The sequence below is a fragment of the Methylophilus sp. Leaf416 genome, from assembly GCF_001424665.1.
Lineage (GTDB): Bacteria > Pseudomonadota > Gammaproteobacteria > Burkholderiales > Methylophilaceae > Methylophilus.
Genome location: NZ_LMQS01000004.1, coordinates 394,758 through 407,682 on the forward strand (window position 1 = coordinate 394,758; position 12,925 = coordinate 407,682).

General features: G+C 50.7%; 11 protein-coding genes. 2 read left to right on the forward strand and 9 right to left on the reverse strand.

Annotated elements, in window-relative coordinates; all coding sequences use genetic code 11:
• Positions 1-80 precede the first annotated feature (80 nt).
• The 7 genes from ASG34_RS11570 to ASG34_RS11600 are packed head-to-tail and all read right to left on the reverse strand — an operon-like array spanning position 81 to position 7,552.
• Complete coding sequence (locus ASG34_RS11570) at positions 81-404, reverse strand: thioredoxin family protein (RefSeq protein WP_055830656.1); 324 nt, start codon at positions 402-404, stop codon at positions 81-83.
• Positions 405-421: 17 nt separating this feature from the next.
• Positions 422-1,051, reverse strand: coding sequence for a hypothetical protein (locus ASG34_RS11575; RefSeq protein ID WP_055830658.1), 630 nt, complete (start codon positions 1,049-1,051; stop codon positions 422-424).
• Positions 1,048-1,404, reverse strand: coding sequence for a response regulator (locus ASG34_RS11580; RefSeq protein WP_055830660.1), 357 nt, complete (start codon positions 1,402-1,404; stop codon positions 1,048-1,050). The genes ASG34_RS11575 and ASG34_RS11580 overlap by 4 nt, the downstream gene beginning before the upstream one ends.
• Positions 1,405-1,460: 56 nt before the next feature.
• Positions 1,461-2,669: a hybrid sensor histidine kinase/response regulator gene (locus tag ASG34_RS11585; RefSeq protein ID WP_055830922.1), complete on the reverse strand. Its 1,209-nt coding sequence runs from the start codon at positions 2,667-2,669 to the stop codon at positions 1,461-1,463.
• Positions 2,659-3,267 carry a chemotaxis protein CheB gene (locus ASG34_RS11590; protein ID WP_055830662.1) on the reverse strand — a complete coding sequence of 203 codons (609 nt, stop codon included), beginning with the start codon at positions 3,265-3,267 and terminating at the stop codon, positions 2,659-2,661. The genes ASG34_RS11585 and ASG34_RS11590 overlap by 11 nt, the downstream gene beginning before the upstream one ends.
• On the reverse strand, positions 3,267-4,085 hold the full coding sequence (locus ASG34_RS11595; protein WP_055830664.1) for a CheR family methyltransferase: 819 nt from the start codon (positions 4,083-4,085) through the stop codon (positions 3,267-3,269). Before ASG34_RS11595 ends, ASG34_RS11590 begins: the two co-directional genes overlap by 1 nt.
• Positions 4,086-4,087: 2 nt before the next feature.
• Positions 4,088-7,552: a response regulator gene (locus ASG34_RS11600; RefSeq protein WP_055830666.1), complete on the reverse strand. Its 3,465-nt coding sequence runs from the start codon at positions 7,550-7,552 to the stop codon at positions 4,088-4,090.
• A gap of 297 nt (positions 7,553-7,849) precedes the next feature.
• Between ASG34_RS11600 and ASG34_RS11605 the strand changes: the two genes are divergently transcribed.
• Together ASG34_RS11605 and ASG34_RS11610 are read left to right on the forward strand one after the other, a co-directional pair.
• Positions 7,850-9,616, forward strand: a complete 1,767-nt coding sequence (locus ASG34_RS11605) for a monovalent cation:proton antiporter-2 (CPA2) family protein (RefSeq protein WP_055830668.1) — start codon at positions 7,850-7,852, stop codon at positions 9,614-9,616.
• A gap of 115 nt (positions 9,617-9,731) precedes the next feature.
• A complete protein-coding gene (locus ASG34_RS11610) occupies positions 9,732-10,013 on the forward strand; it encodes a hypothetical protein (RefSeq protein ID WP_055830671.1) in 282 nt (93 codons plus the stop codon).
• A gap of 65 nt (positions 10,014-10,078) precedes the next feature.
• Here ASG34_RS11610 and ASG34_RS11615 read toward each other — a convergent pair whose 3' ends face one another.
• Positions 10,079-11,617, reverse strand: a complete 1,539-nt coding sequence (locus ASG34_RS11615; RefSeq protein ID WP_055830672.1) for a UdgX family uracil-DNA binding protein — start codon at positions 11,615-11,617, stop codon at positions 10,079-10,081.
• Between the two features lie 48 nt (positions 11,618-11,665).
• The gene (locus ASG34_RS11620) at positions 11,666-12,904 is read right to left on the reverse strand and encodes a putative DNA modification/repair radical SAM protein (protein ID WP_055830674.1); all 1,239 of its coding nucleotides are present in this window, start codon (positions 12,902-12,904) and stop codon (positions 11,666-11,668) included.
• Positions 12,905-12,925: the final 21 nt, after the last annotated feature.

Genomic DNA, 12,925 nt, shown 5'->3' on the forward strand with positions numbered 1-12,925 from the left:
TGTCAGATAAATCTGGCAAAAGCCTGGCGGGATATTGTGCGGAGTTTGCTGATGCCGAAGAGATTGATGGGCGAGTAATTTTATGGGGTAGATATGAGCTGCAATGCAGCCTTCAGTTCACCTGCATTGATCTGCCTGACCAGTCGCTCTTGCTCAATGCCGTCTTTTAAAAAAATTAGCGTCGGCCATAATTTAACCTTGAATGAACGGCCCAGCCTGCGGCCTTTGCCATCTTCGATTTTAATATGCTGCACCTGCGGAAACTGGCTGAGGCCAGATGTGATCGCTGGTTGCGCGGCCTGGCAGTGACCACACCAGCCGGTACCGAATTCGAGTACCACTGCACCTATCAATGCATCGACTTGTTCACGGCTTGGTTCTGGTAAAGGCTGTGCTTCAAACATGAATCGAGTAACTAAGTTTAAACGGCGACGTTTTTAAAGTTGAACTGAACGCCCGAGTCACTTTGCACGATCTCGCATTGCTCAGAAATATTGGCTACCCAATCCCAATTTTTTAACAGGCCGGTGTTGATGGTCTGCGTGCCAGCGCATGCCTTGTTCCAGGTGAACTGGATGCTGTTTCCCTGCGCCCTGATCTGCAGTTTTTTCTCTGTGCCTTGTTTGTCCGCCAGAAGGATGATGCCTGCACACAGGAGTACCCTGGCTTCCTGTGCCGGCAACATCTGCTGTTCAGACACATGATTAGCAATAATAAGATTGTTGGTATAGCACTCCATCTTGAGCAGCTCTACACACTCACTGACCAGCTCATCGGCGGGCAATTGAAACGGACTATCCTGGGCAACCCAGGTGAACAAATTCTGGGTGGCGTTGGTTAAAATCTTGGCATTGAGTTTGATTTCATCGACTTGTGTCTGAATATATGCCGCATCTGCGCTGCCAGCATGTACTTTTCTGCTCAGCACATGCGAGAGCAGCGTGATCGGTTGTAATTTACCGAGCATCTTGTGGCGAAGGCCGGGCATTACGCGGTTGATCACTTCGTTTCTCAACTGATCGAATAATGCGGTGTCGGCCACTATGCTCATTGCCTGGTCCCGGAAAAGCGCTCAATGGCGGCCATAAAAGCATCCATCTCGAGCGGTTTTTGGCTCCACTCTACCGAAAACGGCAACGCTTCACAGTGCTGCTCGCCATAGCCGGAACAGACCATAATGCCAATGGCCGGCTGGATAGTTTTCGAGATTTTTGCCAGTTCAATGCCCGACATCCCGGGCAGGCTGACGTCTGTGATCAGCAGGTCAATGGCGGATGGCTGCCGCAAAATATCCAGCGCATGATGAGCCTCGCTGGCAGTGACGATGGCATGCCCCTGCAATTCCAGCAATTCGCTCAAAATTTCCCGCGTATCGAGATCGTCTTCAACAATCAGTATATTCATGCATAGTTTTCTATTGATTAACTTAAAATTGATCGTTTAGTTTTGGGTACATTTATTCATTCGCTGTGCCCGGCTACGCTTTGCAGGGGCAAACGGAGGGTAAATGTACTGCCGACATCTTTCTGGCTGAGCACAGTGATTTCACCACCATGCGCTTCAGCTAATTTACGCGAAATATACAGACCCAGGCCTAAGCCGGCTCTCACTTCGTTACCAGAGGCGCGTTCAAATGCCTCGAATATATTCTTTTGCTCATGTTCGGAGATACCAATCCCCTGGTCAGTGACTTGTACGATAGCTAACTCGCCTTCGCGTTTTAAAGCCACCTGCACCGGCTTACCTTTGCCATACCTAATGGCATTCGTGATCAGGTTGATAATAATCTGTTCTATGCGGAATGCATCCCAATAACCGGCCACTTCTGTTTCTGCTTCCAGCTGGATTACTGTACCAGCCTCTTTTGCGAGCGGCGTCAGGTCTTCAGCAACTTGCCTCACCAGTACCGACAAATTCGCATCGCTCGGCTGGATGGAAAGTTTGCCATTTTTGATCCGGGAGACATCCAGCATATCTTCAATCAGCCGGATAATGCTTTTTATTTGCCGTTCGCCGCGTCCTAGCATTTTGTGCAGGTTTTCAGGCGTGAATGCCGAGAGATTATTCTTGGCTAATTGCGCGCGCCTGACCTGTACTTCCATGAATAGCGTATTCAGCGGCGTGCGCATTTCATGCGCCACCAGGGACATAAACTCCTCACGCATGTTCAGTGAATGTTGCAGCTCCTGCTGGGTAGATCTTAGCTGGCCCAACAAAAACTCCTGCTCGCGCCGGCTTTCTTCCAGGGCCTTGACCTGGTGCTCAAACGCCACGCGGTGGCGGAACAACTCGACAAATACGTTCGCTTTGCTTTGGACCGCATTGATGTCTAATGGTTTATACAACACATCCACCGCACCCGCGCCATAGCCTTTAAAAGCGTAATTCAGCTCCATGCCGGCGGCGGTGACGAATACGATAGGCACATGTTTTGTTTTTTCGGTGCCGCGCATCAGCTCGGCCAGCTGGAAGCCATCCATTTCCGGCATTTCGACATCGACCATTGCCAGTGCGAAGTCATGTGCCAGTAACAGCTCCAGCGCGTCGATACCACTACTGGCCTGCATGATGATCCGGTCAGGCGCACGCAGGATGGCATCCAGTGCCCGCAGGTTTTCAGGCAGGTCATCGACGATCAACAACTTGATTTTTTCGTTACTATCTCGCATGTCCATCCATAAATTGCAGCAATAACTGCCTAATGCCGGATAATCCTTCAATCAGATCCGGCGTTTGTAATTTGATGGCTTCGCTCGGCATAGTACCCGATTTTGCTTCCCCCGGTGTTTGCACCACCGTAAAGCCACCGTACTGCTTAATCGTTTTCATGCCCATGGCTCCATCCAGATTTGCCCCGGTCAATAATATTCCCAGCAGGCCAGGGCCATAAGCCTGCGCTGCACTTTCCATCAGGAGGTCTATCGATGGTCTTGAATAATTCACCGGCCTTTCACAACTCAGGGAAAATGTGGCGTCACCCTCTACCAGTAAGTGGTAACCGGCCGGTGCAAAATAGAGCCTGCCATTGAGGATAGTGGCTTTATCCTCGGCATCCATTACTTTAATGCGTGTCCATTGCTGGAAAACTTCAGCCAGGTTACTTTCATGGTGATCAGGCAGGTGGATGACACAGATGATAGGCAAGGGATAATCTGGTGGCAGAGGACAGAATAATTTCATCATGGCTTCTATGCCACCGGCAGAAGCCCCCACTACCACGGCTTTAATCGCCTGCAGCCGCGCTTTTGCCTGATGGTCACTGTCCATTAGAGCTTCCTGAACAGCTTATCTTTTTTCACGATCGCTTCAAACTGATGTGAACAGGAGGAGAAGTCCAGGCTTTCTTTATGCCCTAGCCCAAGGAAACCGCGCCTGCACAATGACTCGTGAAACAGGTTATAAGCTCGGCTCTGCAAAGCCTTGTTAAAGTAAATAACCACGTTACGGCATGAAACAAAATGGGTTTCCGAGAACACTGAATCGGTCGCCAGGCTGTGATCGGAAAAAGTGATTTTTTCTGCCAGGGCTTTATCAAACAAGGCTCCGCCATAAGCGCCGGTATAGTATTTTTCCAGGGTAAATTTACCGCCCGCTGCCTGGTAATTTTTGGTGTAAAGCGCCATTTTATCCAGCGCGAATACGCCTTTTTTGGCTTTTTCCAGCGACACAGGATTGATGTCGGTGGCATAGATAATACTGCGCTCCAACAAGCCTTCTTCCTGTAACAAAATCGCCAGCGAGTAGGCTTCTTCACCCGTGCTGCAACCTGCCACCCAGATCTTGAGTGAGGGATAGGTTTTTAAAACCGGCACCACTTGTTCGCGCACCGACAGGAAATATGAGGGATCCCTGAACATCTCGCTGACGGGAATGGTGAGATATTGCAGCAACTGCATAAACACGGCCGGGTCATGCAGTACCTGGTCTTGCAGCTGTGAGATGGACTCGCAGCGCAACGCACTCATGCCCTGCTCTATCCTTCTCTTCTGCGAGGCTTTGGAGTAGTTCCTGAAATCATAGTTGTACTTGAGATAAATCGCCTCAATCAACAACTTGATTTCAATGTCTGCGTCCGGCAACTGCATGCTTACAAGCGCTCCAGGTTTGGTATCCAGATGCGTAGCAGGGATTGCAGCCTGTCTATATCCAGCGGCTTAGCCAGATAGTCACTGGCACCGGCCTTCATACATAGTTCCTGGTCATCCTTCATCGCTTTTGCTGTCAAGGCGATAATAGGCAGACGGGCAAATTCAGGCTTTTTCCTGATCTCGCGCATGGCTTCGTAACCATCCATTTCCGGCATCATGATATCCATCAGCACCAGGTCGATATCTTGCAGCTGCTGCAGTTTTTCAATCGCTTCCCGCCCGTTGCGCGCAATATCCACATGCAGGCCCTTATGTTCAAGGACTTTGGTCAGCGCAAAAATGTTGCGTACATCATCATCCACCACCAGAATTCTCCTGCCTTCAAACACGCGGTCACGGTTCCTGATGGTTTTGAGCATGGATTGATGTTCAGCCGATAGCTGAGATTCGACTTTATGCAGGAACAAAGTGACTTCATCCAGCAGGCGTTCAGGAGACCTGGCACCCTTGATGATGATGGAGTTGGAATATTTGAGTAATTCCATTTCCTCTTCCCGCGTCAGGTTACGGCCGGTGTAAACAATCACCGGCGGGTACGAGAGAATTTTCTCGGTGGACATGCGCTGTAGCAGCTGGTTGCCCTTCATGTCCGGCAGTTTCAAGTCGATGATCATGCAATCAAATACTTGTGTTTGCAGTTGTTGCAGGGCTTCTTCACCCAGCTCAACCGCCACGATCTCGATATCGTCATCGGCTAGTAACTGGATGACGCTTTCACGCTGCCTTGCATCATCTTCAACCAGCAGCACGCGTTTGATCTGCTGGGTATATTTTTCTTCCAGCTTTAAAAACACTTCTTTTAACTCGGCCCGTGATTTTGGTTTCAGGGCAAAGCCAATCGCTCCCAGTTGCAAGGCCGCATCCTGTTGCTCAGCCGCGGAGACGGCGTGCACGGGAATGTGCCGGGTTTCAGGGTTTTCCTTGAGCTGTTGCAATACCGTCAAGCCAGAAGCATCCGGCAAGCGGATATCCAGCAGGATCGCCTGTGGTTTATGGGTTTTTGCCAGCCACAAACCCTGGGAAGCGTTATTTGCCACCAGACAGCTGTACTGCATTTCATGCGCGATGTCATACAGAATCTTGGCGAAATCCTTATCATCTTCGATCACCAGCGCGAGTCGGTTAGCATGTTGGATATTGTTGCGGTCATCGGGGAACGCAGGCAGGGCCATGGCCTCTGGTTCCGACGTTTTCGGCGCTACCGCTACCGGCGCGGCCGCTGGTTTTACCTCAGCGACACGTACCGGTGTGTCTGCGGTTTCGCTGACCACCAGCGGACAAGTTAGGGTAAATGCGCTGCCACTGCCGGGCGTACTTTCCAGCGTCAGCTCGCCACCGAGTAACCTGGCCAGGTCACGCGAGATGGATAAGCCAAGGCCGGTGCCGCCGTATTTACGGCTGATCGAGCCATCCGCCTGATGGAATGCTTCAAAGATATTTTGCTGCTGGTCTTTGGCAATGCCAATGCCGGTATCACGCACCGTAAAGGCAACCTGGTCATTGCCATGCGCTGCAATCGACAGCGTTACTTCGCCATTTGCCGTAAATTTAAAAGCATTGGAAAGCAGGTTTTTTAATATCTGTTCCAGCCTGAATTTATCGGTGGTAATGCTCAGAGGTGCATCCTGGCTGACCGTTACCTGGAATTGCAATTCCTTTTCTTTGGCGACAGGCTCAAAACTTATTTTCATCGCGTCTGCCACACTTTGCGTGGTGACCGGCAGAAGATTCAGCTCCAGCTTGCCTGCCTCCACCTTGGAGATATCCAGGATATCGTTGATCAGGTTAAGCAAGTCATTGCCTGACGCATAAATGGTTTCAGCAAAAGTCACCTGTTCTTCATTCAGGTTGCCTTGCGCGTTATCCGCCAGCAATTTTGAAAGGATCAGCGCACTGTTCAGCGGCGTGCGCAGCTCGTGCGACATATTCGCCAGGAACTCGGATTTATACTGGCTGGATGACTGTAATTCTTCGGCTTTTTTCTCTAATTCTTTTTGTGCCGCAATCAGGGATTCATTCCGTTGATCAATCAATGTTGCCTGGTGCGCCAGCTGCTCATTGGTTTGTTCCAGTTCCGCTTTCTGGTTTTCCAGCATGGAATGGGATTCTTCGAGGATAGTCGATTGTTCCTCCAGCTCTTCATTCGCCGTTTTGAGCTCTTCCTGCTGGACCTGAAGTTCCTCATTCAATTGCTGCACTTCGGCATAGGCACGTTGCAGGCGTTGTTTGGCAATCGTGGCCTCAATCGCCGAGCCCAGATTATTGGCAATAAACTCCAGCAGGGCCAAATGCTTTTCCGGGATTGCTTCCAGGAAGCCCAGTTCCATGACCGCATTTACCTGTCCGTCACTTTTCAACGGAATGATGACAATGCCGTTGGCCGGAGCCGAACCCAGCGCAGAATGGATGCTGAGGTAGGTTTCGGGCAGATTATTCAGCTGCATGATCTCGCCGGTAAGCGCCACCTGCCCCACAAGGCCTTCATGTTTGAGTATATGCTCGGCAGGCAAGCCAGAATTGTCCGTGAAGCCGTAGGCAGCGAACAGGCTCAGCGTGCCATCCTCCTTGTATTCGTAGAGGGCGCCGACCTTCATAGGCACATATTTGGACAGAATGGCCAGCGCTGTTTTACCCAGTTCCGGCAATGCAAGTTGCCCTAGCCCGCTTTGCACGATTTCCGCCTGCCCCTGGCGCAGACGGCTTTGTTCCTGCAGATACTCAGCATGCTCGGCCTGCTTATTCAATATTTCGCTGTAATTTCTGGAAAGTCCCATCAGGTCTTTGCGACCCATCAGGGCCAGCACGCCGCTGACCAGCAGGCTGATAATCAGGAAAGCAACCACACTCGTGTACGTGGTGCTGATGGCCTTGTCATTTCTTTCCTTGAGCAGGCGTTGCTCGGCTTCCAGCGTCTGGCTCAGGTCTTTTCGCAACTCATCAAACTGCACCTTGCCGCGTTGCGAGCGGACCACGGATAAATAGTCCTGGTTATTCTGGCGCAGCTCTATCATGGATTGCGCATATTTATCCCACTCGGTAATCTGGCTCTTGATCTTGCGGAAGCGGGCCACCTGGTAATCGTTATCCACCACCATCTTGATCAGGCTATCCAGCTCGGCTTGCACCAGCGGACGGGCCACCTGGTAAGGCGTCAGGAACACTGGATCGCCCGCAAGCAAATAACCTCGCATGCCTGACTCCATATCGGTAGAAAGCTTGGCAGTTTCATTGATTTTGCCGATGACTTTCTGTGTATGCTCCACCCAGTTCAAGGCGGATAGCAGGTTGAAAATCAGCACAACAAATATAATCGCGCTCAGGACACCAAGCGCTAAAGGCAATGTGATATTGCGGATAAGAATCCTGCGGAAACCGATTTGGTCTACTTGTTGCTGTTCTGTCATTGCTGTTCCTGGAAATATCTCTGCTTAACCCAATAAAGATACCGTAGATAGCATGGTATGGCTAGCCATAGCCACGATTTGGCCGGAAAAGATTTGTTTGCAACATCGCCGCTAAAATCTGTCAGTCATTTTGTGTACAAAAATCCGCGTTTATTATTCAGCTAAGGTAAGGATAATAATGGCTTCCATGATTCGGGCTTGTGTGATAATTTCCCCTAAAAAATTAACGTGAACTTGGCTGGTCGGCATTCAGTTGATGTATCACAACCAGTAGAAACTCATCATTAAGGCCCCTCCATGGATTCTTCCCATTTTCTCGTCCAAGCAGCAATATATCTGTCTGCCGCCCTCATTCTGGTCCCCATCTTCAAAAGGCTGGGCCTGGGCTCGGTACTCGGTTATTTAATTGCCGGCATCCTGATTGGCCCGTATGCGATGAAACTGATTGCAGATCCGGAGCATGTGCTGCACTTTGCTGAGTTTGGGGTGGTGCTGATGCTGTTCCTGATCGGCCTTGAACTCGAATCGCAAAAGGTATGGGAATTACGCAAGCTGTTATTTGGCCTGGGCGGTATGCAGGTAACACTGACCATACTGGTAGTGACAGTGATTGCTCACACCCTGAGGTTTAGCTGGAGCGAATCCATTATTATTGGTATGGGGGTGGCGATGTCCTCGACCGCGATTGGACTCACCGCGCTGATTGAAAAGAAGCAGTTGCACACCTCAGGCGGGCAAGCTGCTTTTGCGACTCTGCTGTTCCAGGATTTATCTGTCATTCCCTTATTTATGTTGCTGGCATTTCTGGCGCCCGACCGTTCTGCCTCCAGCTTTGATCTGCTGGCAGTCACTAAAGCGATCGCCGTGATTGTCGCCATCGTTCTTGCCAGCCGGACGGTATTGCGCCCCATTATGCGTGCCATCGCGCAGACCGGCGTGAGGGAAATTTTTGTCGCCTTTTCACTGTTGCTGGTGATCGGTATTTCGCTGGCGATGGAATCGGTGGGCTTATCAATGGCTCTCGGAACCTTTTTAGCTGGCGTACTACTGGCTGATTCGGAATACCGCTATGAGCTCAGGCTGGATATTGAGCCGGTGAAAGGTTTGCTGTTGGGCCTCTTTTTTATTGCGGTCGGCATGACGGTGGATTTATCACTGGTGGCCAATCAGCCTCTGCTGATTTTCGGCTTCGCATTATTGATTGTCGCCATCAAAATTGGCGTGCTGATGGGGCTGGGCTGGGTGTTTAAATATTCCCTGCGTGACAAATTATTGTTCGGTTTTTCCATTTCGCAAATCGGCGAGTTTGCTTTTGTTATTTTTGGCCTGGCCTTGGCGCAAAACTCTATTTCACGCGAAACCTACAATATCCTGAATGCGATTGTCGCCGTCTCCATGCTGACCACGCCTATCCTGCTGTTACTGTATGACCGCTTTCTAAGCCTGCAATGCAGTGAACGGCCTAAAGATGCTATCCCGGAAAATAACAGTGTCATCATTGCCGGCTTCGGACGTTTTGGCCAGATCGTGGGCCGCGTGCTGGTTGCCAAAGGGATTACGCCGACCTTGATTGATAATGACCCTAACCAGGTCGATTTGATGCGTGATTTTGGCTGGCGTTGTTATTACGGTGATGCGTCGCGACTGGATTTGCTGGAAGAAGCAGGTATCGCCGAAGCGAAATTGCTGGTGATTGCCGTGAATGATTCTGCCGCTGCGCTGGAGATGGCGAAACTGGTCAAGGAGCGCTGGCCTGCCGTGGCGATTGTCGCCAGGGCCAGAAGCCGTACCGACGCGTTTGATTTGCGCGAACTGGATTTAAACCCGATCCGGGAAACCTTTTATTCTTCACTGGAAGCCGCCAGACAATCTTTGCTGGCGATTGGCGAAAGCGCCAGCGTGGCTGAAAAAGTCGTCAGGCAATTTGAAAAGCATGACCTGGATCAGCTTGAGGCTACATTGAAAATCCGCCATGACCGCAAAGCCATTTCCAGTCTGATGGAACAGGGCCGGCAGGATTTGAAAACTTTACTTGAGCTGGAAAGCCCTAATACCGAGACGTAAAGATATTCCTACAAAACTTAGAGTATTTGCCCTATAAATTTTTCTATTTTTTGCCGTTAATGTTCATATATCACGAGCAGCGGAATTAACGCTAATTTTGCTAAGGAACAGTGCAGTGGCTTCTACGGAAGCCCCTTTTTATGCCCAATTGATGAGCGAGCCTTTCATGAAAATAGAATTCAAAAAATCAGAAATGCAATCCAGCCTGGATTTTGTATATATCAACGGTGTATTAGCAGGTGAGTTTATTTCTGATGTGGAAAAGGAATCCTATTTGTTTGTGCCTGACGAAGGCGATCGCATATTGCTTACGCGTGTTGCTTATGACGAGGCATGCAAACTTCTCACTGGTGAATTGACGCAGTTGTATATTTATCGTGGGGCGAAAGCCGCGTGATGACTTTGTGGATAGCCTCTGGATTTATAACTTCAGGATCTTACTCAATTTCCGAAAATAAGTTGTCACTCGCTAGCTGCAGCACTGACTATTGTCAGTCCCAGTTTAAGATCGTTCACTAACTGTTCATAGTATTGCTGTTTCGCCGCTTCATCCTTTGTACGCAGGATAAATGATGGGTGATAAGTCACTAGCGCCTGCCTACCCTCTGGCAAAGTAAACAGTTTTCCCCGATTGCTTTCCATCTCCAGCGCTACGCCAGTAATTGCATGTGCCGCGACCGTTCCCAACGCAATCACAACCCTTGGCTTTACAATGGCCATTTCCCCTTGTAACCACGGCCAATAAGTCTTGATATCACCGATACCAGGCAACATACGCACCCGGCGCGTGCCTTGCAGCTTGAATTTATAGTGCTTGAGTGCATTGGTGATATAAGTGTCTGATCGCTGTATACCTGAATGCAGTAAAGCCTGGTTCAGCAGTTTCCCGGCCGGACCAATAAACGGCTCACCCGCCAGATCTTCCTGTTCGCCCGGTTGTTCTCCCAGCAGCATCAGAGAAGCTGGCACCGCACCAATGCCTAATACCGCTTGCGTGGCATGCACCGCAAGCGGAAATTCTTGCGCCAGCATACTTTCATTCCATCTGCGTAATGCAGCGATTGCCTGTGTTTCGTCTACAGGGATGGCGCTCTGCCTGCTGCCTACATACTTGACTACTTTACGCTGCGGCACCGTCGGTTCGGCTGCAATCATGCTATCCATGCGTTGCGAGGAGTTCGCTATCAACTCGGCTATCAACGGCGCTTCCGGCAGATTGCGCCAGTATTTTTTGGGCATTTGCGACTGCATGGCTGATATTTTGAGCCTTGCCGGGTTAAAGATACTGCGGTAATACGAGCGCCATAAGTCCTCGCCGGCATCATCAGCCGGTGCATCGGCTTTGCTAGCCCCCGGACTATAACTTAATGCTGTGCCATCCCAATGCATGCAGATGGAAGGCGTAAGTATGGACCAGCGCATATTGGTAAATCGCCCGGTGAAGAACGGTGCTGAAGCTTCGACGATGTGATGACTGGGCTCAAACCAGGCCACAAACTCGGATTCTTCACCCTCAATCTCTATTTCGCGGAATCGTACAAAGGCCTTCATTTTATGCAGATCACGGCGTACGGCTTTGATCATGAATTGAATGCGCGCTACATCCGGATCGAATGAAATCCGCAATAGTTTCTGCTCTTCTCTCAATCGCCACAACAGACGGTACAACAAGCCAAAACGGGTCGGGTCGCTGTGCAAGATGGCTTTACGGCAAAGCTCGATAAAATCGCGTGGGACCTTGAATTGAGTGACTGGAAACTGACTAACCTGTGGTTGGCTAATTTGTGATTGGCTGGAATGGAGAGGGACTGATGGCGATTGATCAAATAACTGATTATGCTGCCTATCCGGCTTGAATTCAGGGCTATCGAATAAACCGCCGCCCTCATCACCCACCCGCCATTCGATATTTTCAGGTGCGATGCCTTGAGCTAGCAAAGCCCGGGCAGCGTTGCGCCAGCCTTCAAAATCGGTTTCATTGGCTAGCCGGACTACCTGCATGTGGCCTTCTGAATACGTTGAGTCTGCAAGAAGAGATAGCTCGATAAGCTAGAACGGTTCGAACAGGCCAAACTGTTGCGGGGCTATCGATTGCTGCAAGCGCTGTTTCAGGTTGTTGTCATCCAGGCTACGGCCAGGATGATAATCAGGCAGCATCACGAACGGCAGCACTTTTTTCAGTGAAACGCGCAAACGCGCCAGATCCTCGTAACGGATGGGTCGTACTCTGCGAGCAGTGACAATGCGGGCAACGCTGGTCACCCCCAACCCAGGTACGCGCAACAACATCGCCTTGGGTGCACGGTTAAGGTCAACCGGAAACTGCTCGCGATGCTGCAATGCCCAGGCTGTTTTCGGGTCGACATCGAGATCGAGCATACCATCCTGGCCGGTCACTATCTCTTGAGCATCAAACCCGTAAAAGCGTAACAACCAGTCGGCCTGATATAGCCGGTGCTCGCGTACCAGCGGTGGCGCTTTCAGCGGCAGCACTTTACTGGCATCAGGTATCGGGCTGAAGGCCGAGTAGTAGACACGCCGCAAGCGGAACGCACCATAGAGGTTGGCGCTGGTATCGAGAATGGCGCGATCGTCTGTCGTATCCGCACCGACGATCATCTGTGTGCTCTGGCCGCCGGGGGCGAAGCGCGGGGGCTTTTTGCCAGTCAGCGTTTTATCTTTGCTCTCGTCTATCTTGAGCCGCAAATGACCCATGGAACGGCGTATGGCCTGCCCATCTTTTTCAGGCGCCAGCGTACGCAGGCTGGCGATAGTAGGCAGCTCGACATTGATACTGAGGCGGTCAGCATACAAACCGGCGCGGGCCATCAGTTCAGGGCTGGCATCGGGAATCGTTTTCAGGTGGATATAACCGCGAAAGTCGTGCTCTTCGCGTAGTACCCGCGCCACCTCCACCACTTGCTCCATGGTGTAGTCCGGATTGCGGATAATACCTGAACTCAGAAAAAGTCCTTCAATGTAGTTGCGCCGATAAAAGCTCAGCGTGAGGTTAACAACTTCCTTTATACTGAAGCGTGCACGGGGCACATTGCTGCTGACGCGGTTAACGCAATAGACGCAGTCATACACACAGAAATTGGTTAGCAAAATTTTCAGTAGTGAAATACAGCGGCCATCAGGCGCGTAGCTGTGACATATGCCCATGCCAGTAGTTGAGCCTATGCCTTTGCCGCCTGTCGAAGTACGCTTGTCGGTACCGCTGGAGGCACACGAAGCATCGTATTTAGCGGCGTCAGCCAGTATTTCGAGTTTTTGCTTAAGCTCCATGCCGGTCTTTTTGAGTGGGTT